The sequence below is a fragment of the Ruegeria sp. BI7 genome (assembly GCF_056537925.1).
Genome location: NZ_JBQFSK010000003.1, coordinates 240991 through 266097 on the forward strand (window position 1 = coordinate 240991; position 25107 = coordinate 266097).

Annotated in this window: 23 protein-coding genes; 10 read left to right on the top strand and 13 right to left on the bottom strand. The window is 57.9% G+C overall.

Annotated elements, in window-relative coordinates; genetic code table 11:
- The 4 genes from ACR0JB_RS10680 to ACR0JB_RS10695 all read left to right on the top strand — a co-directional run bounded on the left by ACR0JB_RS10680 (window position 1) and on the right by ACR0JB_RS10695 (window position 5339).
- The gene (locus ACR0JB_RS10680) at window positions 1-1038 is read left to right on the top strand and encodes a glycosyltransferase family 2 protein (RefSeq protein ID WP_170396814.1); all 1038 of its coding nucleotides are present in this window, start codon (window positions 1-3) and stop codon (window positions 1036-1038) included.
- 165 nt (window positions 1039-1203) lie between these two features.
- On the top strand, window positions 1204-2190 hold the full coding sequence (locus ACR0JB_RS10685; protein WP_170396816.1) for a glycosyltransferase family 2 protein: 987 nt from the start codon (window positions 1204-1206) through the stop codon (window positions 2188-2190).
- Entirely contained in the window at window positions 2187-3887 is a 1701-nt protein-coding gene (locus tag ACR0JB_RS10690; protein WP_170396818.1) for a DUF5927 domain-containing protein, read from the top strand. The genes ACR0JB_RS10685 and ACR0JB_RS10690 overlap by 4 nt, the downstream gene beginning before the upstream one ends.
- Window positions 3888-3893: 6 nt before the next feature.
- Window positions 3894-5339 carry a nodulation protein NodH gene (locus tag ACR0JB_RS10695; protein ID WP_170396820.1) on the top strand — a complete coding sequence of 482 codons (1446 nt, stop codon included), beginning with the start codon at window positions 3894-3896 and terminating at the stop codon, window positions 5337-5339.
- Here ACR0JB_RS10695 and ACR0JB_RS10700 read toward each other — a convergent pair.
- The 8 genes from ACR0JB_RS10700 to hslO form a co-directional block, all read right to left on the bottom strand.
- Window positions 5323-5841: a L,D-transpeptidase family protein gene (locus tag ACR0JB_RS10700; RefSeq protein ID WP_170396822.1), complete on the bottom strand. Its 519-nt coding sequence runs from the start codon at window positions 5839-5841 to the stop codon at window positions 5323-5325. The genes ACR0JB_RS10695 and ACR0JB_RS10700 overlap by 17 nt on opposite strands.
- A 55-nt stretch (window positions 5842-5896) precedes the next feature.
- Entirely contained in the window at window positions 5897-6682 is a 786-nt protein-coding gene (locus ACR0JB_RS10705; RefSeq protein ID WP_170349843.1) for an ion transporter, read from the bottom strand.
- 20 nt (window positions 6683-6702) lie between these two features.
- Window positions 6703-7932: a class I SAM-dependent RNA methyltransferase gene (locus tag ACR0JB_RS10710; RefSeq protein WP_170396824.1), complete on the bottom strand. Its 1230-nt coding sequence runs from the start codon at window positions 7930-7932 to the stop codon at window positions 6703-6705.
- A 57-nt stretch (window positions 7933-7989) separates the two neighbouring features.
- Window positions 7990-9822, bottom strand: coding sequence for an ABC transporter ATP-binding protein (locus ACR0JB_RS10715; RefSeq protein WP_480789910.1), 1833 nt, complete (start codon window positions 9820-9822; stop codon window positions 7990-7992).
- On the bottom strand, window positions 9819-11657 hold the full coding sequence (locus ACR0JB_RS10720; RefSeq protein ID WP_170396828.1) for an ABC transporter ATP-binding protein: 1839 nt from the start codon (window positions 11655-11657) through the stop codon (window positions 9819-9821). The genes ACR0JB_RS10715 and ACR0JB_RS10720 overlap by 4 nt, the downstream gene beginning before the upstream one ends.
- A gap of 191 nt (window positions 11658-11848) precedes the next feature.
- Window positions 11849-13003 (bottom strand): CCA tRNA nucleotidyltransferase, encoded by a 1155-nt coding sequence (locus tag ACR0JB_RS10725; RefSeq protein ID WP_170396830.1) that lies wholly within the window; start codon window positions 13001-13003, stop codon window positions 11849-11851.
- Window positions 13000-13605: a CoA pyrophosphatase gene (locus ACR0JB_RS10730; protein WP_170396832.1), complete on the bottom strand. Its 606-nt coding sequence runs from the start codon at window positions 13603-13605 to the stop codon at window positions 13000-13002. The genes ACR0JB_RS10725 and ACR0JB_RS10730 overlap by 4 nt, the downstream gene beginning before the upstream one ends.
- On the bottom strand, window positions 13589-14566 hold the full coding sequence (gene hslO, locus ACR0JB_RS10735; RefSeq protein ID WP_170349573.1) for an Hsp33 family molecular chaperone HslO: 978 nt from the start codon (window positions 14564-14566) through the stop codon (window positions 13589-13591). The genes ACR0JB_RS10730 and hslO overlap by 17 nt, the downstream gene beginning before the upstream one ends.
- A 76-nt stretch (window positions 14567-14642) precedes the next feature.
- Between hslO and ACR0JB_RS10740 the strand changes: the two genes are divergently transcribed.
- On the top strand, window positions 14643-15089 hold the full coding sequence (locus tag ACR0JB_RS10740; protein WP_170349572.1) for an NUDIX hydrolase: 447 nt from the start codon (window positions 14643-14645) through the stop codon (window positions 15087-15089).
- Here the strand turns inward: ACR0JB_RS10740 and ACR0JB_RS10745 are convergent.
- Window positions 15086-16357: a PP2C family protein-serine/threonine phosphatase gene (locus tag ACR0JB_RS10745; RefSeq protein WP_367648257.1), complete on the bottom strand. Its 1272-nt coding sequence runs from the start codon at window positions 16355-16357 to the stop codon at window positions 15086-15088. The genes ACR0JB_RS10740 and ACR0JB_RS10745 overlap by 4 nt on opposite strands.
- A 156-nt stretch (window positions 16358-16513) precedes the next feature.
- Between ACR0JB_RS10745 and ACR0JB_RS10750 the strand changes: the two genes are divergently transcribed.
- Window positions 16514-16843, top strand: a complete 330-nt coding sequence (locus ACR0JB_RS10750; RefSeq protein ID WP_170396836.1) for an Hpt domain-containing protein — start codon at window positions 16514-16516, stop codon at window positions 16841-16843.
- On the opposite strand, the gene ilvA is transcribed toward ACR0JB_RS10750, so the two are convergent.
- Complete coding sequence (gene ilvA, locus ACR0JB_RS10755; protein ID WP_170396838.1) at window positions 16840-18066, bottom strand: threonine ammonia-lyase IlvA; 1227 nt, start codon at window positions 18064-18066, stop codon at window positions 16840-16842. The genes ACR0JB_RS10750 and ilvA overlap by 4 nt on opposite strands.
- A 58-nt stretch (window positions 18067-18124) precedes the next feature.
- A complete protein-coding gene (locus ACR0JB_RS10760) occupies window positions 18125-18892 on the bottom strand; it encodes a hypothetical protein (protein WP_170396840.1) in 768 nt (255 codons plus the stop codon).
- 141 nt (window positions 18893-19033) lie between these two features.
- Here ACR0JB_RS10760 and ACR0JB_RS10765 point away from each other — a divergent pair, with 141 nt between their 5' ends.
- The 4 genes from ACR0JB_RS10765 (at window position 19034) to msrA (ending at window position 21827) form a co-directional block, all read left to right on the top strand.
- Window positions 19034-20260 carry an argininosuccinate synthase gene (locus tag ACR0JB_RS10765; RefSeq protein WP_170349568.1) on the top strand — a complete coding sequence of 409 codons (1227 nt, stop codon included), beginning with the start codon at window positions 19034-19036 and terminating at the stop codon, window positions 20258-20260.
- The gene (locus ACR0JB_RS10770; RefSeq protein ID WP_480789911.1) at window positions 20257-20697 is read left to right on the top strand and encodes a DUF1810 domain-containing protein; all 441 of its coding nucleotides are present in this window, start codon (window positions 20257-20259) and stop codon (window positions 20695-20697) included. Before ACR0JB_RS10765 ends, ACR0JB_RS10770 begins: the two co-directional genes overlap by 4 nt.
- A gap of 79 nt (window positions 20698-20776) precedes the next feature.
- Window positions 20777-21058 (top strand): SCP2 sterol-binding domain-containing protein, encoded by a 282-nt coding sequence (locus tag ACR0JB_RS10775; RefSeq protein ID WP_170349566.1) that lies wholly within the window; start codon window positions 20777-20779, stop codon window positions 21056-21058.
- Between the two features lie 97 nt (window positions 21059-21155).
- On the top strand, window positions 21156-21827 hold the full coding sequence (gene msrA / locus ACR0JB_RS10780; RefSeq protein WP_480789912.1) for a peptide-methionine (S)-S-oxide reductase MsrA: 672 nt from the start codon (window positions 21156-21158) through the stop codon (window positions 21825-21827).
- Here msrA and ACR0JB_RS10785 read toward each other — a convergent pair.
- Both ACR0JB_RS10785 and ACR0JB_RS10790 read right to left on the bottom strand, forming a co-directional pair.
- Window positions 21824-22693 carry a ribokinase gene (locus tag ACR0JB_RS10785; protein ID WP_170396844.1) on the bottom strand — a complete coding sequence of 290 codons (870 nt, stop codon included), beginning with the start codon at window positions 22691-22693 and terminating at the stop codon, window positions 21824-21826. The genes msrA and ACR0JB_RS10785 overlap by 4 nt on opposite strands.
- A 3-nt stretch (window positions 22694-22696) precedes the next feature.
- Window positions 22697-24952: an NADP-dependent malic enzyme gene (locus ACR0JB_RS10790; protein ID WP_170349563.1), complete on the bottom strand. Its 2256-nt coding sequence runs from the start codon at window positions 24950-24952 to the stop codon at window positions 22697-22699.
- Window positions 24953-25107 lie beyond the last annotated feature (155 nt).

Consider the following 25107-nt stretch of genomic DNA (forward strand, 5'->3'; position numbering starts at 1 on the left):
GTGACAGATCATGCAGCCGATAATCTTCCACCCATTGGATGGGTGCAGAAGTACCGGTTGCGTCTGAAACGACGGCGGTTGCTTTGGCGATCCTTTCGCAGCCGCCATCAGCTAGCCAGCCTCAAGGATCAGACCGCGCAAATCAGACCAGGCGCGGTACTGGCCTTCACCACGCTGCGCAATGAAGTCAATCGCCTTCCGTGGTTCTTCCGCCACTATCGCGGGCTTGGGGTGGATCACTTTCTGGTCGTGGATAACGGCAGCGATGACGGCTCGGTCGAATTTCTGCGCGATCAGCCCGATGTGTCGCTGTGGCAGACCCTTAACAGCTATCGCGACGCGCGATACGGTTTGGATTGGCTGACATGGCTGCAAATGCGCTATGGCCACGGACACTGGACCTTGATGGTGGACGCGGATGAGCTGCTGATCTACCCCAACCACGACAGCAAATCCCTGCATGACCTAACAGGCACCTTGGACCAACAAGGCCACATCGCCTTTGGCGCGCTGCTGCTGGATCTCTACCCCAAGGGGCCACTGGGCGCGCAGCCCTATGACCCCGAAATGGACCCGACCAAAACCCTTAGCTGGTTCGATCCCGGCCCCTACCGGGCGCAGCGCCAAAGCCCATTGGGCAACCTGTGGGTGCAGGGTGGCGCGCGAGAACGGATGTTTTTTGCTGACAGGCCGCGGCATTCGCCCACGTTGAACAAAATACCGCTGGTGCGCTGGTCACGGCGCCATGCCTATGTGAACTCGTGCCACTCGGCCCTGCCCCGACACCTGAACACGGTCTATGACGGCCCCGGCGGCAAGACGCCTTCGGGCGTGTTGCTGCACACCAAATTTCTTCCCGAGGTGGTGGACAAGTCATCGACCGAAAAAACCCGACGGCAGCATTTTCATGATCCCGACCTATTTGGGTCATATTATGATGCAATTGGAAACCGCCCCGACATGTGGACGCCTCAGTCCGTGCGTCTTGAGGGCTGGGCCCAGTTACAACAATTGGGTCTGATGGGGAAAGTTTGCTGAAAAGCAGCATATGTGACTAACGGTTTTTAAATTCGTTGCCTTGAAAGATACATCAATGGCATAAAACGGCACTTGCCCGGCACCACTCTGGATCGTCCAGCCCTGGGCATGCTCGCGTAACGAAAAAGGCAGTGCAAACGCGTGAGCCTGTTGGATTCATACCGAATGAGATTGCGGCGCAAGCGTCGTCTGGTGCGCTGCCTGCGCAAACGCCAGCAATTAAATCCAATATCCGACAAGACCAACGATATCCGACGCGAAGATATCTTGTTGATGAGCGTTCTGCGGAACGAGAAAATCCGCCTGCCTTACTTTCTGGAATACTACCGCAGGTTGGGCGTCGATCATTTTCTGTTTGTCGACAACGACAGCGATGATGGCTCGGGCGAATACCTGGCAAGCCAACCCGACGTTTCGGTCTGGCGGGCAAATGCCAGCTATAAACAGGCTTCGTTTGGATTGGATTGGTCAAACTATCTGTTGCGGAAATACGCGCATGGACACTGGGTTCTGACAGTCGACCCGGATGAGTTCTTTATCTATCCGTTCTGCGACACCCGTCCGATCCGCGCCCTGACCGACTGGCTGGATGGCTGCGCGGTACGCAGTTTCGGCACCATGCTGATCGACATGTATCCGCAAGGACCAGTGGATGCTCAGCCGTATCACGAAGGGCAGGACCCGTTTGAGATCGCCCGCTGGTTTGATGCTGGCAACTATATGATCACAAAGAACCCTGAGTATAAGAACCTGTGGATTCAGGGGGGACCTCGTGCGCGCGTGTTCTTTCGCGACACCCCCTTGCAAGCGCCTGCGCTGAACAAGATCCCCTTGGTCAAATGGGACCGTCGCTATGTCTATGTCAGCTCGACCCATTCACTGCTGCCGCGTGGATTGAACCAGGTTTATGACGATTGGGGCGGTGAAAAGACCAGCGGCGCGTTGCTGCACGCCAAGCTGATCAGCACGCTGGGCGACAAAGCCCGCGAAGAGATGCAGCGCGGCCAGCATTACCGCCACTCTGGCGAATATCGCGCATATGCCCAGGGACTGGACGAGCAGCCGGTATTCTGGTGCGACCGGTCCGAGAAATACATCAACTGGCGTCAGTTAGAGATTCTTGGCCTCATGTCGAAAGGAAACTGGGCATGAGCCGTCTGGGCGTTGTCATGCTGGTACATACAGCATTGCATCGGGCCGAGCAGGTAGCGCGGCACTGGACGGCATCAGGCTGTCCGGTAGTGATCCATGTGGACCGGAAAGTGCCGGATCAAGCTTATTCCGATTTCGTTGCCGCGTTCGCGGATGAAGCGTTGATCCGGTTCTCGGAACGCCATACCTGCGAATGGGGTAGTTGGGGAATTGTCGCGGCCTCACAATCCGCGGCCGAACTGATGCTTGAGGCTTTTCCGGATGTACATCACGTCTACCTGTCTTCGGGGGCCTGCCTGCCACTGCGGCCCGTGGATGAGCTGATCGACTATCTTTCTGACCGGCCTCGGGTCGATTTCATCGAAAGCGCCACGACCGCCGATGTCAGCTGGACGATCGGTGGGCTGGATCAGGAACGTTTTACACTGCGCTTTCCGTTTTCCTGGCGCCGGAACCGCAAACTGTTCGACGCTTATGTAAAACTGCAACGCGCCCTCGGGATGCGCCGCAAAATCCCCGAAGGGCTGATGCCGCATATGGGCAGCCAATGGTGGTGCCTGACCCGACAGACCCTGTCGGCCATTCTGCAGGACCCCAAGCGGCAGACCTATGACCGCTATTTCCGCCGCGTCTGGATTCCGGATGAAAGCTATTTCCAGACGCTGGCCCGACTGTATTCCACCCACATCGAAAGCCGGTCGCTGACCTTGTCGAAATTCGACTATCAGGGGCGACCACATATCTTTTATGATGATCATCTGCAGTTGCTGCGCCGCTCGGACTGTTTTGTGGCCCGAAAGATCTGGCCGCGTGCTGATCGGCTGTATCAGGCCTTTCTGACCGATCAGAGCAGCGCCATGCGACCAGCCGAACCCAACCCGGGCAAGATCGACCGGGTATTTTCCAAAGCGGTCGAGCGTCGAACCCGTGGGCGCGACGGGCTGTACATGCAAAGCCGCTTTCCCCGCCACGGCAGTGAGAACGGCCTGACCTCATTCCCTTATTCGGTTTTTCAGGGCTTTGCCGAGCTGTTCGAGGATTTTGAACCCTGGCTGAACGAGACCACAGGTGCGCGGGTGCATGGGCACCTGTTTGGCCCCGCGCGGGCCGAGTTCGCCAACGGAGACACGATCACCAACGGCGCGCTCAGCGATTGTGCGGTTCTGCGTGACTATAACCCGACGGCCTTTGTCTCGAACCTGATCTGGAACACACGAGGTGAGCGGCAGTGCTTTCAATTCGGCCCCGGGGATACGCAAAAGATCAACTGGTTTCTTGCGCGGGATAAGAACGCGCAAATCTCGGTCATAACCGGGGCCTGGGCGATCCCGCTATTCCGATCGAACTTGAACTTCTCCGACATCCGCTGTGAAGCGGCACGCCTTCAACAGATTGAAACCAAACAGCTTGAGGTTCTGGGCTCGGTCTGGACCAAGGCGCAGGTGCGGACCTGGTCCTTGGCCGAATTTGTGGAATCTCCGATGGAGCCCATGCAGACCGTGATCGAGGAAATCGGCACCCATCGCGCGAACTATTTGACCGAGGCGCCAAAAATGGTGGATTTGACTGGCTTTGGACAATTCCTCCAGAACCTCAAAAATCAGGGAATGCACCCTTATATGGTGGGGGATTTTCCGGCGGATGATATTTTCGGCGCGCGGGTTCGACCATTCAAGAAACCCTATCTGGTGCAATAGCCTGTCATGACATCCAAGTTCGACTATTTCGTCATCCTCGCCGCGATGCGCACCGGGTCCAACCTGCTTGAGTTCAACCTCAACGCGCTTGAAGGCGTCACCAGCTTTGGTGAGGCATTCAACCCACATTTCATTGGTCGGCTGAAATCTGAAAGTCTGTTGGATGTAACTTTGGAAGATCGTGACGGCGATCCGATGAAACTGGTACAGGCAATCAAAGATGCACCCGGCGAGTTAAATGGGTTCCGCTTCTTTCAGGGGCACGATGCCCGCGTGTTAGAGCCTGTTTTGGCTGACCCACGCTGCGCCAAGATCATTTTGACGCGCAATCCTCTGGACAGTTACGTTTCGTTGAAAATTGCGCGGGAAACCAAGCAATGGCAACTGAAGAACATCAAACGCCGCCGCGAAGCACAGGTAGAGTTTAATGCGGAAGAGTTTGAATCCTATCTGGATAGACAGCAGGATTTTCAGCTCTTGTTGCTCAATACCCTTCAGCGAACGGGTCAAACCGGGTTTTACATTTCCTATGACGACCTGACCAATCTGGAGGTGCTGAACGGGCTGGCCGCGTGGTTGGGTATATCGGCGCGGTCGGCTTCGATTGACGATACGATCAAGCCGCAAAACCCAGGCCCGACCCTGTCCAAAGTGACAAACCCGGAAGAGACCGAGCATGCCTTGGCCCGGATCGACAGTTTCAACCTGCATCGCACCCCGAATTTCGAGCCCCGGCGCGGATCGACCGTCGGCAATTATGTTGCCGCGCCGCATACGCCGCTGATGTTTATGCCGATACGCGGCGGGCTTGAGGCACCTGTGACCCAATGGATGGCCGATCTTGACTTGGTCAGCACCGACAAGCTGGTCACCAATCTGAACCGCAAACAGATGCGGCGATGGCTGCACGCTCATCCCGGACACCGAAAATTCGCGGTACTACAGCACCCTCTGGCACGGGCGCATTCGGCCTTTTGCTCCAACATCCTCAGCACCGGGCCCGGCGCTTACCTGAAAATCCGAAATATGCTGCGCAACCGGTTCAAAATTCCGATCCCGGGTCAGCTGCGTGACGGCAATTACCCGGTTGATCAGCATTATGAGGCGTTTTCGGCTTTCCTAATCTTCCTACGCCAAAATCTGGCTGGACAGACGCCCGTTCGTGTGGATGGAACGTGGTGCAGCCAGTCTCAGGTATTAGACGGGATGGCATCCTTTGCTCTACCTGACCTCATCCTGCGCGAGGATGAGATCGCAACAACCCTGCCCGATCTAGCCAGACGGATGGGGCATGACAGCCCACCGACACCCGGGTTTTGCGCGCCGGAAATCCCGTTCACGTTGGCCGAAATTTATGACGACAGATTAGAAACGCTGGCGGTTGAGGCCTACCAGCGCGACTATGTGCAATTCGGGTTCGGGGATTGGGAACCAGTTACGGGCGCAGCGTGATCAGTGTGCCCTTGTTGACCATCGCATAGATCTCTTCGATCTCTTCATTCTTGACGGCGATACAACCGGCGGTCCAATCCGCTGTCTTCTTGGCGCGTTTCAGTTCCGACCGCTTTTTCGGCTGACCGTGAATGAAAATATCACCACCCGGATCAACACCGGCCGCCTTGGCCTGCGCGATATCATTGGAATTCGGATAGGAAATCCCCAGCGACAGGTGATAGCGACTGTTGGGGTTGCGACGGTCGATCAGATAACTGCCTTCGGGGGTGCGGCCATCACCGCGCTTGGTCTTTGTGCCATTCGGCGCAAAGCCCAGATCCACCTTATATTCCTTGAGAATGGTTTCGTTGTGCAGAAGATACATCTTCCGCGAACCCTTGTTGATGACCAATGAGGTCACCTCGGGGCCATCGTATGTCAGAAATCGTGGGCTAGCTGTGGCACAGGCCGAAAGGCCCAGCGTTGCCATAGCGCCCAATCCAAATACTCGACGATCCATGTTTCACTGCCTGCTCTTTTTTTCAGCATTATGCCAGATTTCCGAAAAACTGAAATCACTTTTTGATGTGCTGCTGTTCGGTCAGGCGGCGCTCGATGCTTTCCAGCCGTTCCAATACTTCGTCGCGATAGGCGTCAGTTCGCACCTCATCCTCGGCATGATGCGCATCCTGCATCGAGTTCACAATCAGACCGACCAGCAAGTTCACCACCGCAAAGGTGGTGACCATGATGAACGGAACAAAGAACAGCCAAGCATAGGGATAGACCTCCATCACCGGACGGACAATGCCCATGGACCAGCTTTCCAGCGTCATGATCTGGAACAGCGTATAGGCCGACAGACCTAGGTCGCCGAACCAGTCCGGGAAAGTGGCCGAGAACAGCTTGGTCGAGATCACGGCACCGATGTAGAACAGGATCGCCATCAACAGGAATACGCTGGCCATGCCCGGCAGGGCCGAAATAAAACCCTCGACCACCCGCCGCAGGCGCGGCGCGACCGAGATAACCCGCAGTACCCGCAGGATTCGCAACGCCCGCAACACCGACAGCCCCCCGGCGCTGGGGATCAGGGCGATGCCGACAACGATAAAGTCAAAAACGTTCCAGCCGCTGAGAAAGAACCGTCGCCCGGTCGCCAACAGCTTCATGGCGATCTCGGCCACGAAAATGGCCAGACAGATTGTGTCCAGCGTCACGATCAGGGGTCCCGCGGCCTCCATCAGGGTTGGCGATGTCTCCATCCCCAACAACACAGCATTAAAGATGATGACCGCAGTGATGAACCGGCCAAAAGTGGGATGTTCGATGATGGTCAGCAGACGCTGATTGAAGCCCATATTGACACTCTCCTGTCTGCTCATGATGCGGGGCCCCATACAAACCGCGCGGCAAGTTCCGTGTGTGACGACCATCGAAATTGGTCCACCACCTGTACCCATTCAAGAGTGTAGCCCGCATTAACCAGCGTTTTTGCGTCCCGCGCGAAGGTCACCGGGTTGCACGAGACATATGCAATCACCGGGCGCTGCGCCTGTGCCAGTTCGACAACTTGCGCCTCGGCCCCGGCGCGGGGCGGGTCCAGCACAACAGCGTCAAAGGATTTCAGCTCATCGGGCATCAGCGGGCGGCGGAACAGGTCGCGGGACTCGGTCGTGACCCGTTTCAACCCTTGCGCGCGGCGCCAGCCCTGATCCAGCGCATCCGTCATCGCGGCTTCACCTTCGACCGCGTGTACCTCGGCATTTTCGGCAAGTGGTAGTGAGAAAGTCCCACTGCCTGCAAACAGGTCGGCAATACGCTTCGCACCCTGTATTGCCTGCAAAACGGCCTGTAACAGAGCCTGTTCTCCATCTCTTGTCGCCTGCAGGAATGCTCCGGGCGGTGGCACAACCCCGGCACCCCCAAAGCGTTGCATCGGAGGTTGGCGCATTGCGATCACTTCACCATCCCAGCTAAGCCGCGCCAAGCCGTGCTTCTCGGTTGCCTGCGCCAATGCCAGTTCCAACGGCCCATCCAGCGGTTTGCCACCCTTGACGGCCACATCCAGCCCGCCTTCGGACAAGGTCAGTGTCACGGCCAGCACGCCCTTGCGACTTCCGCCCAGAATAGCCAGCGCCTCGGCCACCGGTATGGCAGCAATCAGGGCCGGGTCCAGCAGATGACAATCGGGGATTTCGGTGATCGTGTCGGACGCTCGGCCATGGAATCCAGCCAGCGTGCCCTTTTTGGTTCGACGCACGGCGATCGTGGCACGGCGGCGCGACCGCTCGGGCGAAGTATGGATCGGGCGCATCTGCGCCTCTAGCCCCTGCGCCGCCAGTGCGGTGCGAACCACTTCGACCTTCCAGTCGGCCACAAAATCATCTGCTGCGTGCTGCAATTGGCATCCACCACAGGCCTTGTAGTGACGGCAAGGAGGTTTCACCCGTTGGTCCGAGGGTGTTTCAACCCGTAGGTCAGTCAGCAGCTGCCCTATTAATGTACCACTTACCACCTCACCTGGCAGGGTACGCGGCGCGTAAACCGGGCCGTCAGCAATGCCGTCTCCCTGATGACCCAGGCGATTTATGGTGAAGTATTGCGTCATAAGGGGCCTGATACCGGGGCTTTGCGCGCAACAAAACCCCCTAGCACGCTTTGTGCGTTATTCGGCGGCTTCGGCCTGAATGAACCCGCCCGATTGGCGATGCCAGAACCGCGCGTACAGCCCGCCCTGCTCCAACAACGCATCATGGGTGCCGGATTCGACGATCTGCCCCTGATCCAGGACGATAATCCGGTCCATCTCGCTGAGCGTGGACAGGCGGTGTGCAATCGCCAGGACCGTCTTGCCCTGCATCACCCGGTGCAGGGCGGTTTGAATCGACGCCTCAACTTCGGAATCCAGCGCCGAGGTCGCCTCATCCAATACAAGTATCGGCGCGTCCTTGAGGATAGCGCGCGCCAAAGCGATCCGTTGCCGCTGCCCACCGCTGAGCTTCACACCGCGTTCGCCCAGATGCGCGTCATAGCCGCTGCGGCCATGGGCATCTTGTAGGCTAAGAATAAACTCATGCGCTTCGGCTTTCTTTGCCGCTTCAATCATGTCGCCTTCTGACGCGTTTGGGCGGCCATACAGGATATTCTCACGCGCCGAGCGGTTGAACATCGCAGTTTCCTGCGTGACCATGCCGATCTGACTACGCAAACTGTCCTGCGTTACCTGGCTGACATCTTGCCCATCAATGCGAATAATGCCTTTTTCCCCGTCATAGAGCCTGAGCAACAACGAGACCAAAGTGGATTTCCCAGCACCCGAGGCCCCAACAATTCCCAGCTTTTCACCCGGATGCACGGTCATGCTCACACCGGACACACCGCCCACATCGCGACCATAGGCAAAGCTGACATGGTCGAAATCTATCCGCCCCTCGGTCACTGTCAGGTCAGTGGCTTGCGCGGCGTCCTCGACCCGGTCGCGTTTGGCAAGCGTCTTCATACCGTTCTCGACCTCACCCACATTCGCGTATAGCCCCATCAGTGTGAAACTGACCCAGCCGGTCATCTGCGCAATTCTGATCGAAACCGCGCCAGCCGCCACGATATCACCCGCCGTCGCAATCCCGTTTCTCCACAAAAGCAGCGTCGCGCCCAGCAAGAGAACCGGAAGAACCCCGGCCAGCACCATCAGGATAAATCGGAAGCTGGCAGACAATGCCCCGAAGGCCAACATCTTTTCGCGTAGATCAACCATCGAGTTTCGCGCGGCCTGATCCTCATACGCAGAATGGGCGAACAGCTTTACGGTCTTGATATTGGTGATGGTATCAACCACTTGCCCGGACACCATGGCGCGCGCGCCAGCCCGCGCAGCAGACCGGGCGCGAATGCGTGGCAGATACCAGCGGATCAGCAGAAAATACACCACTAGCCACCCGGCGAAAGGTAACATCACCAGTGGATGAATAGACCCTAACAAGAGCAAAGAGCCGGCAAGTGAGGCCAAGGCAAACACAATTGCACTGATTGTCTCGGACACGACCGAGGCCAGCGCATTCGATGTCTGCATCTGTTTCTGCGCGATCCGGCCCGCGAAATCATCGTCGAAATAAGTGACCGATTGGCCAAGGGTCCAGCGGTTCAGCTTGGCCAGCACCAGCGGCGGCACATTGGGCATGACGATATAGTTGTTCGTCACCGAAGACAGCCCAAACAGCGCCGGGCGCACCAACATGAAAAATGCCACCACGCCCAGAATCATCCACAGATTATCTGCGTTGAAAAAACCCTGAGGTCCATCTTCCGAGGCAAGATCGATCACCAGACCCAACATCCAGGCCGTTCCTGCCTCCATCGCGCCAGCCATGGCCGAAAAACTGGCCGCGACAAAAATCATCGGCCACGCGCCGGACAGGCACCAACGGATGAACGCCCCCAGCGTTTGCGGCGGGGGCGTCTCAGAGTTTTTGAACGGATCTATAAGATCGGCAGCCTTCATTCCGCAGCCTCCGGGTTCAGGAAGCCCCCAGATTGCCGCGCCCAGAACTGGGCGTAAAGCCCCCCATGCGCCAACAATTCGGAATGGCCGCCCTGCTCTACAATCCGACCTCCATCCATAACCAGAATACGATCCATCTGCGCAATGGTGCTCAGCCGGTGGGCAATGGCGATCACGGTTTTACCTTGCATCATGCCGTAGAGGGTCTCCTGAATCGACGCTTCGACCTCGGAATCCAGGGCGGATGTCGCCTCGTCCAACAACAGGATCGGTGCGTCCTTCAGGATCACCCGCGCCAGAGTCACCCGCTGCCTCTGTCCACCGCTCAGCTTCACGCCCCGTTCCCCCACATGCGCGTCATAGCCGGTGCGCCCTTGTGGGTCTTGCAGGTCGAGGATGAATTCATGCGCCTCAGCCTGTTTGGCGGCAGCAATCATCCGTTCCTCGGATGCCTCGGGACGACCATACAGGATATTGTCGCGCACTGACCGGTGCAGCAGCGCACTGTCCTGCTGAACCATGCCGATATGGCTGCGCAGACTGTCCTGCGTGACGCTTGCGATGTTTTGGTCGTCAATCAGGATCGCACCCTGTTCCACGTCGTAAAACCGCAAAAGCAGCTTAACTAGGGTCGATTTTCCGGCACCGGACCGCCCGATCAGACCAATCTTTTCACCCGGTTGAATGGTTAGGTTGATATGATCCAGCCCACCGGTTTTGCGGCCATAGTGATGCGACAGGTCGCGGATTTCGATCTGACCTGTGGTCAGTTGCAAAGGTTTCGCATCCCGCGCATCCAGCAGGTCGATAGGCTGGGCAATCGTCTCCATCCCTTCAGCCACTACACCAAGCTGGCGGAAGAAACTGGTCAACGCCCACATGATCCAACCGGTCATCGCATTCAGTCGCAAGGTCAGCGCGGTCGCCGCTGCCACCACACCGACCGTAGCACTGCCCTGCATCCACAAGGCAATGGCCCAACCGACAACACCAACGATCAGCAGGCCGTTCAACGTCACCAGAACCACATCCATAATGGTGAAGATCCGCATCTCAACCTGGAAGGTGCGACGGGTTTCAGCGATGGCTTCGCGGGCATAGTCCAACTCTTGATCATCATGCGCGAACATCTTGACCGAATGGATGTTGGTGTAACTGTCCACCACCCGACCCGTCACCGCCGAGCGCGCATCCGACGCCGCCTTGGACGCCGGTCCGACCCGAGCGACCGTCCAGCGCACCAACAATGCATATAGTGCAAACCAGATCAGCAGCGGCAACAACAGGCGCGGATCGGCCGCCATCAATAGGATCGCCGCCCCGATCAGATAAGCCAGCGAGAAGGAAATCGCATCGAAAACCTGAAACACCGCTTCGCCCGCAGCTGGGGGCGTCTGCATGATCCGGTTTGCGATACGGCCCGCGAAGTCATTCTCGAACCACCCCACGGACTGACGCAGCACGTGCTTATGCGCCCGCCAACGTATGATGGTGCCAAAGTTCGGCAGGATCGTGTTGTTCAGCAGCAGGACATCAACCACATGCAGCATCGGCCGTAACAGCAGCACAAACACAGCCATCAGAATCAATTCAGTCCCGTGGGCCTGCCAGACCTCAGCCGGAGGGCCAGACAACAGGTCAACCACGCGGCCCATGTAATAAATCAGCCCGACCTCAACCGCGGCGACGATGACTGAAATCAGCGCGGTCCAGAAAAACACCCGCATGAAAGGTCGGGAATAATCCAGCATAAACGGCCACAGCCGCGTGGGCGGTGTGTCGGTCTCGGTATAGTCGGCAAAAGGGTCAACAAGGTTTTCGAAATAGCGAAACATGGAGAGTGCTCCGATTGAGCAGTAAATAGGTCATGCGAAGAAAGATGGCGCCAGAACACCACCCCTACGGGTCAAAGTGTTCCGGCTTTAGCCGAACCAGATCCCGTAATACATTCGCATCCCTCCATTCATGTGACAGGCGCACGAAACCACAAAGAAGTTGATTTGTCATCCCCTTTTGAGACTTCGTGTCAGATGCTCAGCAATTCCTCGCGGGTCAGCGCAAAGCCTGATGCAATCCAGCGCGCCTCAAGCTCGGCCAGTTTTTTGCCCAGCGCGGGACCGGTGAAATCGGGAATCAGGTCGGTGGCCTTGATCGGGAAATCAGCTTCAGCCCCTTTGTGCAGATCGGTGCGCAAGGTTTCGCTCCACGGCTGTTCAAGGAAGGCGCAGCGCAGCAGGGTTTCGTGCAAGCCGCCCTCTTCGCCATAGCGAAACCCCAGTTCGGCAACGCTGGCGGTACCGGATGCCTCATCCCGCATGCGGGTCAGACGTTGTAATTGCGCCTTGCTCAGGCGCAGGGTCTTGGCGATATCCGGTGTTGCGATTGCGGCCAGACGCCGAATTGACTCAGGGGCGGCCCCGGCCTGTTCCTCTAAGGCTATCAACGGTGCCAACGCACGGTCCTCGGCCCCTGGCAACAGCCGGGCCAGAACTCCCGATTGACGCATCGCGGCAATCGAGGGTGCCGGATCGGGTGCGCCCATAAGTTTCAGAAGTTCGGCCCCGACCCGTTCACGAGACAGGCCCTCTAGCCCGTCCAGATTAGACGCAATCGCCGCCAGAGCGTCCGGATCAAACCCAGCCTCGGCATCGCCATACCAGGCGTGAAACCGGAAATACCGCAGGGATCGCAGGTAATCCTCTCGAATGCGGTTCTCGGCGTTGCCGATAAAGCGCACGCGGCGGGATTGCAGGTCGGGCAGCCCGTTCAACGGGTCGAGAATACTGCCATCGGGCTGCGCATAGATCGCATTCATGGTGAAATCGCGGCGCGCGGCGTCCTCTTCCACCTTGTCGGAAAAAGCCACCACCGCCCGGCGGCCATCGGTTTCCACGTCGCGGCGAAAGGTGGTGATCTCATGCGGGGCACCGCCACTGACCACAGTGATCGTGCCGTGGTCGATTCCGGTGGGGATGGCCTTGAGGCCCGTTGCCTGCGCCAGCTCCATCACCCGTTCGGGGCGCGCATCGGTGGCAATATCGATATCCGAGACCGGCGCGCCCAGCAGCGCGTTGCGCACGCAACCCCCGACGAACAACGCCTGCGCACCAGCGCCCGTCAACGCCGCACAGACCTTTTGCGTTGCCGGATCAGTAACCCAGGCCTCAGAAATTCGCGTCATTCATTCACCCGTGCGGCCAATCCCCGCAACATTCGGGCCGTCGCGCCCCAGATGTAGTAGGGGCCGAACGGCACCGTGAAATAATACCGTTTGTGACCACGCCAGCGGCGCGATTCAACGATATAATTCGCGGGGTTGAGGACATGTGCAAGCGGAACCGAAAACACCTCGTCCACTTCGCCCGGTTCGGGGGTCAGTTGAAACGGTTCGCGCAGGATCGCGACAACCGGTGTAACGGTAAAGGACGTGACGGTTTCATGAGACGATAGGTGGCCCAGAATCTCGGGCAAGTCGGGCGGCAGACCGATCTCCTCCTGCGCCTCACGCAGTGCAGTGGCGGTGACATCTACGTCGCCTTGATCCTGCTTACCGCCGGGAAAGGCGATCTGGCCGGGGTGGTGTTTCAGAGCCGAGGATCGTTTCGTCAGAATCAGCCGCGGCGTGTCGTCAATCACCGTAATCGGAACCAGCACCCCCGCCGGGCGCAATTTGCGCCCTTCAGGCAGGATGGTTTCGGGGTTCAGGTCGAAATCGCTTGAACCATGGCCGGGGCGGCGCAGGGCCGCCCGCAGCTGGTCCGTAGGATCAGGCGTCGTCCGCATCAAAGCCGACCGAACCCGGTTCCAGTATGTAATGTGCGCCACAGAACTGACAATCGGCGGTTACCTTGCCTTCGGGCGTGGTCATCTTTTCGATGTCCTTGGCCGAATAGATCGACAGGCTTTGCCGCACACGATCTTCCGAACAGGTGCAGCCGAATTGCACGGACTGAGCGTCATAGACCCGCGGCTGTTCCTCGTGAAACAGCCGGATCAACAGGTCGGTCGGCGCCACCGAAGGCCCGATCAATTCGAGATCCTCGACCGTATCCAACAGGATGTTGACGCGGCCCCAGTTTTCACTCTCTTCCCCGTCGACCAGATCTTCGGCGGTCAGGATCTGCCCTCCACCTTGTCCGTCCGCCACAAAGGGCGAGGCCTTGGGCATGTGCTGCAGCATCACTCCGCCCGCGCGCCAATGTTCACCGACGCCCGGCTCGGTCGATTTGCCAAAGCTGAGCGAGAACCGCGTCGGCAGCTGCTCGGATTGTGCGAAATACGCCTCGGCACAGGCAGAGATCGAGCCCCCCGCCAGCGGAGTGATCCCCTGATACGGCTGCGTGCCTTCACCCTGGTCGATCATGATGGCGAAATATCCCTCGCCCACCTGATCAAACGGCCCGCCATCGGTCAGGCGGTCGCGATCATAGCTGGCATAGGCGCGGATGCGGGCCGGCTCACCCTCGACCTTGGGTGCAAAGTAATCGGTCGCGATCATGCGCACCGGGCCCTTGGACTGCACCTGCAAAGACAGTTTCCAACGCAGCGAAACGGTCTGGCCGATCAACGCGGTCAGCAGGGCCATCTCGGCCACTAACGCCTCGACCTTTTCGGGATAGTCATGCTGCTTCAGGATGCCGTCCAGCACGCCATCCAGACGGGCTACACGGCCGCGCATATCCGATACATCAAGTTGAAAGGGCAGGACAGTATCGTCCCACGCGATTTTCGTTCCAAGAGACATGGGGTTTCCTTACACGCCACGGGTTGGCATACCGGCACCATATAGGTTGAACAGATTGGGTTTGAAGGGGCCATACATGATCAGACGGTTCGGTGAAACCCCGGAAAAAGGACGTACATATACACGCAGACCGGGTGTCTATGCGTTGCTGCCGCAAGGAAAAGACCTGCTGGTCACGTGGTATGACGATGGGCTGAACCCCGAATTGCAGCTGCCGGGCGGTGGCATTGATCCGGGCGAATCCCCGATTACCGCGCTGCATCGCGAAGTGTTCGAAGAAACCGGCTGGCTGATCGCCGCCCCGCGGCGGATCGGTGCGTTTCGCCGGTTCACCTTTATGCCTGAATATGACCTTTGGGCCGAGAAAATCTGCATGATCTACAGCGCCCGTCCGGTGCGCCGGATGGGACCGCCTCGCGAAGAGTTTCACGAAGCACTTTGGATGGAAACTGCCGTTGCGGTGCAGATGCTTGGCAACGAGGGGGACCGTCACTTTGCCACCCGACATCTGAACAGTTTCTAAGCCCCGTTATATTCAAAGAACACGGCGGACACGTCATCATCCATGCCGCTACCCGGTGCCATGGCCTGCGTCATGCGCCAGAACATATCGTCCAGAAACTCAGTACCGCAGCGGTCGGGCGCACAATCGCGGGCCATCTGCTGCAGGCCTTCTTCCTCAAGCAAACCGCCATCGGCCAGACGACACTCGGTAAAGCCATCAGAATACAGCATCAGTTTATCGCCAGGTTGCAGGTAAGTTTCGATCCGCTGAAAGGACACATCGGGCAGCAAACCGATGGGCAGGCCACCCTCGCCCAGAAATTCGGCACTGCCGTCTTGGCGCAAAACAAGTGGATGCGGGTGCCCGGCCTGCACCATCTTAAGATGCCCGTTGCGCAGATCGACAATAGCATAAACCATGGTGAAGTATTCTTCGACGCCGGCATCGGCCATCAGGCGGCAATTGAGCATCTCGGCCACCTGTTCGGGTGGCAGCAGAGCATAGAACTTGTCAAAGCGTTTTTCCATCGCCACGTTCTGATCGAAATGATTGCTGGACAGATAGCCGCCCAATCGCGCTGTCATCATCGCCGAGGTGATACCGTGGCCCGACACGTCAATGCTGTAAAACCCCAGCCGATTGACCCCGGGCGAGAACATCCCCACCAGATCACCGCCAATATGCCCACAGGGTTTCAGCAGCATGCTGACCCGCGATTTCCCGAAATCCCGCGTCAGTTCGGGGACAAGGGATTCCTGAATTTTCCGGGCCTGAATCAGGTCTTTGTCGATGGCATCATGCGCCACGCGCAGGTCTTCTAACGCGGATTCGATCATCCGGTTCTTCTCGGACAGTTCGCGCTGCATATCCAGAATCCGCGCCCCGGCCGAGATCCGCGCGCGCAGCTCATCCGCCTCAAGCGGTTTGATCAGGAAATCGTCCGCACCAGCGTCCAGCCCGCGCGCCACCTCTTGCTTTTCACTTTTTGAGGTCAACAGGATGAAGTAACTGTATTGATCACTTTCCAGCGCCCGGAAGGCACGGCAGAATTCCAGCCCGCTCATCCCCGGCATCACCCAATCGCTGAGAACCAGATCCGGCGGGTCGGTGGCGCACATCTCGATCGCGGCGTCGCCGTTATCGGCCTCTAGCACCTCAAAGCCCCACTTTTTCAGCGAGGCCACCAGAATACGACGTTGCAGCCGGCTGTCATCGACGACCAGCACCTTTTGGATCGCACCAAAATCCTGATCGGACCTGGCCTCTGCCTGACTGCCCTCTGCCACCTGAACCCTCTGTACTGTGACCTTTACGGAACGCAGCGACCCTAGCGCAGGGCGGTTTAACATCCGGTGAAGGCGTCTTTGGCTTATTGCTTAACCCGCTCTTTACTTGCCGTGGGCTATCCAAGTCAGGTCGCGATATGTGTGGAGAGGCCGAACATGATCGACTGGTCCAGGGTCAGACAGCTGCGGGATGAGGTGGGTGCCAGCGAATTCGAAGAGGTGGTGCAGATCTTTCTGGACGAGGTTCAGGAAACCATCGACCGGCTGTATCAGGACACCGACCGGGCTGAATTCGAACAGAACATGCATTTCCTCAAGGGCAGCGCGCTGAGTCTGGGGTTCGACCGGTTTTTCAAGCTGTGTCAGGACGCAGAGCGCAACGCCGCCGCTGGCAAGGCTAGTGACGTCGATCTGCCTGCCATCCTGACAGTCTATGACGACTCAAAAACTGTGTTCTTTGCCGAGAAAGCCGCGAACCTGTCCTAGATCACGAACTGGGCCAGCGTCTCGTCTTCGGTGATGTCGGTATAGGTAAAGCCAGCCTCGTCCAGATGCGCGAACAGGCGTGCGAAATTCTCGGGCTTACGGGTTTCGATGCCGATCAGGACCGAACCGAAATTGCGCGCCGACTTCTTCATGTATTCGAACCGGGCGATATCGTCTTCCGGCCCTAATATGCCCAGAAACTCTTTCAACGCGCCGGGGCGCTGCGGCAGGCGCAGGATAAAGTACTTTTTGACGCCGGAATAACGCTGCGCCCGTTCCTTGACCTCGGGTAGACGTTCGAAATCGAAATTGCCGCCCGAGGTGACGCAGACAACGGTTTTGCCGCGGATAAAGCTTTGCACATCGGTCACTGCCTCGATCGCCAGGGCGCCTGCGGGCTCAAGCACGATGCCTTCGACATTCAGCATTTCGATCATGGTGGTGCAGATACGGTCTTCGGACAGGACCAGCACGTCGGACAGGTGGCGATCCTTGAGCAGTTCAAACGGTTTCGCCCCGATCTTCCCGACCGCTGCCCCATCGACAAAATTGTCGATCTGATCGAGCGCCACCGGATGCCCCGCCGCCATGGCCGCATGCAAACAGGCCCCGCCTTTGGGCTCGACAAACAGGCAATGGGTCCGATCCCCGAACCATGTCGCCACGCCCGAGGACATGCCGCCCCCGCCAACCGGCAGGATCACGTGATCAGGGACGCTACCCAGCTGCGCCTCAACCTCGACAGCCAGTGACGCCTGCCCTTCGATCACATCCTCATCATCAAAGGGCGACAGAAAATGCCCGCCCTGCTGCGCACACCACGCCTGCGCAGCGGCCAGCGTGTCGTCGAAATAGTCTCCGGTCAGGTGAATTTCGATGTTTTCGCCGCCAAAAATGCGGGTTTTCTGAATTTTCTGCTGCGGCGTCGTCACCGGCATGAAGATCACACCACGCACGTTCAGGTGCTTGCACATATACGCCACGCCCTGCGCATGATTGCCCGCGCTGGCACAGACGAAAAGCTCTTGCCTCTGCTGCTTGCGCATCGCGTTGAACGCACCACGGATTTTATACGACCGCACCGGGCTGAGGTCTTCGCGCTTGAGCCAGATGTCAGCACCAAATCGGTCAGACAGATGGGCATTCCGCTGCAACGGCGTCGCGGGAAAGACAGTACGCATCGCCTGTTCGGCAGCGCGGGCGCGGGTCATGAAATCAGTCATGACCGTTTCAGTGCCGCATCACCGCCGAAAGGGCAAGGAATACATATGTGTACGTGGGTCAGGTGAGTGCGCGTTTTTCGATGAAGACACCGTACATTGTTGTAAAAATGCTAACATTGATCATCGGCAGAACAAGCACACCAAAGAACAGTGTTAGCAAAACTCCCAAGACTGGAATGATCGCCAACACAGTGAAAACAAGCTGAACGAGTAGCTGGAACAGAAACGCCACGATGAGCATGACTAGAAGCGCGCTCGCCGCCCCGGACGTGCTATTCCAGGCTTCAAGAGGCGTAACCGGATGACCAATCGCCGCCGCAGGCAAAATAATGGAAAACCGGTACAAACAAACCATCAGAAAGACCATGTAGGCAAAGACCAGAATAATCGCCAAAACAGGTGAACTTTGCACCACAGCGGTAAGAAGCATCCATCCTGGGAGCGAAGCGATTGCCATGATTAAGCCAAGAAGAAATGCCCGCCCAAGGTAGGCGAGGATTCGATCAAATCGGAATGTTGGAAAAATACCTTTAGGATATTCTTCCAGCAGAATGAAACGATGCCATGAAACGGCAATCCAGAAAGTCGTGATTGCAAGGACCATTGCTAGCCCAAAAACCAAAAGTAGAACAGAGCCCGGCGACGTGCCCGGAGGTAATTCGCCTGTTTCCGCCTCAAAAGCTTCTAACGGAACGCCAGACACCACGAACAACACGACAATCAATGCCGTGGCAATCAAAGCGGGACCAAAGGTGATTTGTACAACCTGCTTAAGATTGCCGAAAACCATCCGCACCGAATGCACAAAAATCTGCCAACCCAACATCCTGAAACTGCCCTCTCAACCAATCCTTGTTCTTGTTCCATCCGTTTCACCCTAATTCCCGCCCTGCGTCAACGCAGATAACTTGCCCCCACGTTCAAAACCCGTTAGGGGCCAAGCGTCTTACGCATAAGGGGAAGTCAGATGTCCGCGCCCAAGAAAGTTGTTCTGGCCTATTCCGGTGGCCTTGATACCTCGATCATCCTGAAATGGTTGCAGACCGAGTATGGCTGTGAGGTCGTGACCTTCACCGCCGATCTGGGTCAGGGTGAAGAGCTGGAGCCCGCCCGCCAAAAGGCCGAGCTGCTGGGGATCAAGCCCGAAAACATCTATATCGAGGACATCCGCGAAGAGTTTGTTCGCGACTTCGTCTTCCCGATGTTCCGCGCCAATGCGCAATACGAAGGCCTGTATCTGCTGGGCACTTCCATCGCGCGTCCGCTGATCTCGAAGCGTCTGGTCGAGATTGCCGAGGCCACCGGTGCCGACGCCGTTGCACATGGCGCGACCGGCAAAGGCAACGATCAGGTGCGGTTCGAACTGGCCGCCTATGCCCTGAACCCCGACATCAAGGTCATTGCACCCTGGCGTGAATGGGACCTGACCAGCCGCACCAAGCTGTTGGAATTTGCCGAAGCGAACCAAATCCCAATTGCCAAGGACAAACGCGGTGAGGCGCCGTTCTCGGTCGATGCCAACCTGCTGCACACCTCGTCCGAAGGTAAGGTTCTGGAAGATCCGGCGGATCAGGCGCCAGACTATGTCTATCAGCGTACCGTCCACCCCGAGGACGCACCGAACGAGCCCGAGTTCATTGAGATCGGCTTTGAAAAAGGCGACGCGGTCAGCATCAATGGCGAGGCGATGAGCCCGGCCACGATCCTGACCAAACTGAACGAATATGGCGGCAAGCACGGCATTGGCCGCCTGGATCTGGTCGAAGGCCGGTTCGTGGGCATGAAATCGCGCGGCATCTACGAAACGCCCGGCGGCACCATCCTGCTGGAAGCGCACCGTGGTATCGAGTCCATCACCATGGACCGCGGCGCGATGCACCTGAAAGACCAGCTGATGCCGCAATATGCCGAGCTGATCTATAACGGCTTCTGGTACAGCCCCGAGCGGGAAATGCTGCAAGCCGCCATCGACAAGTCTCAGGAACATGTCACCGGCACCGTCCGCGTGAAACTGTACAAAGGCTTGGCCTCAACCGTGGGTCGCTGGTCGGATCATTCGCTGTATTCTGAAGAGCATGTGACGTTCGAAGATGACGCCGGCGCCTATGACCAAAAAGACGCGGCCGGATTTATCCAGTTGAACGCGCTGCGCCTGAAATTGCTGGCGGCGCGGGATAAGCGCCTGTCCAAGTGATCGACGACGACGACATCAACGACGAACTCGATCTGTTCATCGAAGCGCAGGACGCGGTCTGGTCCGACGTCCTGCGCGAATTGGAACAAGGACAGAAAACCAGCCACTGGATGTGGTTTGTATTTCCGCAATTGGCCGAACTTGGCCGGTCTCACATGGCGCAGCTGTACGGGATCGAGGATTTGGATGAGGCCACAGCTTATCTGGATCATCCAGACCTCCGCCAGCGCCTGACCAAGGTTGCTGGGTTGATGTTACAGCACAAAGGGCGCGATGCCAGTGACATTCTGGGTGGGATTGACGCAAAGAAACTGCGGTCCTCGATGACGTTGTTTGCATCCGTGCCCGGAGCTCCGTCAGAGTTCGAGACTGTTCTTGATGCCTTTTATGATGGGCAACCCTGTGAGCGGACCCGGCAAATCCTGCAAATGTCGTGACTGCAGGGTCCAGTCGGGTCACCCTTGCACAAGAACGCCCATTCTCTTTACGCATAGGCAAATTGTGAAGGGGACAAAGATGCTGCAGGACATCGCCAACGGCATTCAGCAAGGCTTGGATGGCAAAAGCTTTGAGGGCTCGCTGAAATTCGATTGCGGCGAGGATGGTGTCATCGTTCTGGCCGATAATCGGGCCAGCACACAGGATCGCGACACCGATTGCACCATCCGCATTTCGCAGGACAACCTGACCAAATTACTGACGGGCAAGCTGAACCCGATGACCGGCGTAGCATTGGGCAAGCTCAAGATTTCGGGCAATATGGGTGTGGCGATGAAGTTGGGACAGCTGCTAGGTTAAGACGATAAACTCGTCTCACCACCCCGTGACAAACCATGTCAGCGGATTGCGCCAACGCATAAGTCAGGGCAGCCTTATCCCGAAAAGGAGACCTGCCATGACCCGCACCGCCTATCTCGATTTTTTCAAACCTACGCTTCAGTTCACGCTGATCGCTCTTGTCGCCCTGCTGCGTGCCGCCCCGGCACCCGCCGCCGGGTCCGAAACCCTGACGGTTGCAGGGGGCTGTTTCTGGTGCGTCGAATCCGATTTCGAATCCGTTCCGGGCGTGACTGGCGCCGTGTCGGGTTTCACCGGTGGCAGTACCGCCAATCCAACCTATGATCAGGTCACCAAAGGCGGAACCGGCCATTACGAGGCGGTTCAGATCACCTTTGACCCGGCCCGCGTTTCCCGTGAAACCCTGCTAAGTATGTTCTTCCGTTCGGTCGACCCAACGGATGCGGGCGGTCAGTTCTGTGACCGGGGTGACAGCTACCGTACGGCAATTTTCGTCTCTAACGCTTGGGAAAAAGCCCTGGCTCAGCAAGCCAAGACAAGTGCCCAGGACGCGCTGGGGCAACAGATCGTGACGCCAATCCTGCAGCAGGGGGCATTCTACCCGGCTGAGGCGTATCACCAGGATTACTATAAAGGGAACAAGCTGGTCCTGACCCGCTTTGGCCCCAAACGCCAGCACAGCGCGTACAAAGCCTATCGCAAAGCCTGCGGCCGTGATGACCGGGTCAAGCAGCTTTGGGGCAGTGACGCACCGTTCGCGGGGTCTTAATCGAGCCGCGCTTCGCGCACCTCTTTGAGATCGGGAATAACATCAGCTGTGCCGTGCCGCGTGACCATCAAGGCCGCGGCACGGTTTGCTTGTGAAATCACCTGTGCCATTGGCATCCCGCGATCCATTCCTGCCAGAACATAGCCGGTGAAAGTATCCCCTGCGCCAGTGGTATCCACGGCCTTTACCTTGTGCGCCGGAAAATCCGTAGCGGCGCCACGATGGTAATACCGCGCTCCTTTTGACCCCAAAGTGACGATTACATGCTCGACCTCAAGGTCGGTAACGGATTGCCCGGTTGCCTGCCGCAGTTGTTCAGCCTCGATCTCATTCAGGATCAGAAAATCCAGATACGGCAACACGGCCTGAACCGCGTCAGCCTGGAACGGTGCGGCGGCATAGCAGACAGTCAGCCCCAGATCGCGCCCCATCTTTGCAGATTCAACCTGTAAGTTGGTTTCGTTCTGCATCACCAGCACATCACCTTCCAGGGCCGAGGACAGCGCTTGCCCCAACTGAACCTGAGTGATCGCGTGGTTTGAACCGGGGAACAGAATGATGTTGTTCTCACCCTGTGCGTCCACCGCAATGATGGCATGACCGGTCGGAACCTCGACTCCAGTGATATGGCGCGTGTCCACGCCATATTCGGTCATACGATCCAGCGCCCAGCGCCCATCCGGCCCCACGGCCCCGATATGCGCCACTTGCGCCCCGGCCCGAGCGGCGGCCACAGACATATTTGCCCCTTTGCCACCCAGATACCGATCCAGCCGATTGGCCGAAAGCGTCTCTCCCGGTCCGGGCAGGTGCGGCACGTCATAAATCATGTCCGCGTTGATCGAGCCGAGGTTCCAGATCGTCATGGCTTAAGCGATATCGCACGAGGCCAGGATGGCCATGTTCAAGATATCATTCGCCGTTGACCCGGTCGAACAGATCTGAATCGGCTTGTCGACACCAGACAGGATCGGGCCAATCACCGTGGACCCGCCCATTTCCTGCATCAGCTTGGTCGAGATCGACGCCGAATGTCGAGCGGGAACGATCAGGATATTCGCCGGGCCGGTCAGGCGCTGGAACGGATAGCCTGCCTGCTGATCCTCGTTCAGGGCAACGTCCACGGTCATCTCGCCCTCGTATTCGAAATCCACTTTGCGCTTATCCAGCACAACAGGCGCGCGGTGCATCTTTTCGGCCCGTTCCGACACCGGATACCCAAAGGTCGAGAAACTGACGAAGGCCACGCGCGGCTCAAGCCCCATATGACGTGCCACTGCGGCTGAGCGTTCGGCGATATTGGCCAGGTCATTCTCGTCCGGCCATTCATGCACCAGCGTATCACCGATCAGCACGATCCGCCCCTTGTGCAGCAGCGCGGTCACACCTACCGCACCATGCGCTTTGTCCGCGTCGAACACGTGATTGATCCGGTCCAGCACATGCGCCGATTTGCGCGTGGCCCCGGTTACCAAGCCATCACCGTGCCCATGCGCCAGCATCAGGGATGAGAACACATGCCGGTCACGTGCCGCTAGGCGGTAAATATCCTTGCTATCAAAACCTTTGCGCTGCAGGCGCTTGTACAGGAAATCGGTATAGGTCTCGAGATGCGTGGTGTTGGCGGCATTCACCACCTCCAACTCGCGCACGGCATCGCCCAGCCCGGCCTCTTCCAGCTTTTGTTTTACGTCATCGGGGCGACCGACAACCAGGGCCTTGCCGAATCCAGACCGCTGATAGGTCACAGCAGCGCGCAGTACACGTGGATCGTCACCTTCGGCGAAGATCATGCGGCTTTGCGCTTGGCGCGCACGGGCGTTCAGCCCGCGCAGGATGCTGGCAGTCGGGTCCATGCGGGATTTGAGGCTCAGCTCATAGGCGTCCATGTCGATGATCGGACGCCGCGCTGCGCCGGTATCCATGCCCGCCTTGGCCACGGCAGGTGGGATACGATGGATCAGTCGGGGATCAAACGGTGTCGGGATGATATAATCGCGACCGAAGGTCAGCGATTTGCCATAAGCCATCGCAACCTCATCCGGCACATCCTCGCGCGCCAGACGGGCCAGCGCATGGGCACAGGCAATTTTCATCTCGTCATTGATGGCACGGGCATGAATGTCCAGCGCACCCCGGAACAGATAGGGGAAGCCCAGCACGTTGTTGACCTGGTTCGGATAATCACTGCGTCCGGTGGCGACGATGGCATCCACACGCACCTCATGCGCCTCTTCTGGCGTGATTTCAGGATCTGGATTGGCCATGGCGAAAATCACCGGGTTGTCTGCCATGCTGGCGACCATGTCCTGCGTGACCGCGCCTTTGACTGAAACGCCCAGGAACACATCCGCGCCGTTCATGGCGTCTTCCAGCGAGCGCAGTTCAGTGGTGACCGCATGGGCCGATTTCCACTGGTTCATACCCTCGGTCCGGCCTTGGTAGATCACGCCTTTGGTGTCGCAGACGATGCAGTTTTCATGCCGCGCACCCATCGCCTTGAGCAGTTCTATACAGGCGATACCCGCCGCACCCGCACCGTTCAGAACAATCCTCACATCCTCGATCTTTTTGCCCGAGATATGCAGCGCGTTCAGCAGACCTGCCGCGCAGATCACCGCCGTGCCGTGTTGATCATCGTGAAAGACGGGAATGTCCATCTCTTCCTTCAGGCGCTGTTCGATGATGAAACACTCGGGCGCCTTGATGTCTTCCAGATTGATGCCGCCAAAGGTCGGCCCCATCAGCTTCACCGCGCGGCAGAATTCATCTGGGTCTTCAGTGTCCAACTCGATATCGATCGAGTTCACATCGGCAAACCGTTTGAACAGGACCGATTTCCCCTCCATCACCGGTTTTGAGCCCAACGCGCCCAGATTTCCAAGACCCAGAACCGCCGTGCCGTTCGAGATTACCGCGACCAGATTGCCCTTGTTGGTATAGTCATAGGCCGTTTCGGGGTTTTCCGCGATTGCTTCACATGGAACAGCGACACCGGGACTATAGGCCAGCGACAGATCACGCTGGGTTGTCATTGGAACCGTGGCCTGCACCTCCCACTTGCCGGGAGTGGGGTCCAGGTGAAAGGCCAGGGCTTCTTCGTCGGTAATTTTCGCTTTGGGCATCTGATATGTCGTTTCTTTACATCTGTTGGGCTGTCGCCTCATAGCGCAGGAAAACGCGCGCCTCAACGAGAATGAGTTTTCGGCTTTTACAGAAGATGCGGGATTTGTAAGGTCGCGCCCGGAACACGCCAAAAGGGGTCAGCCTTGTCCACAGT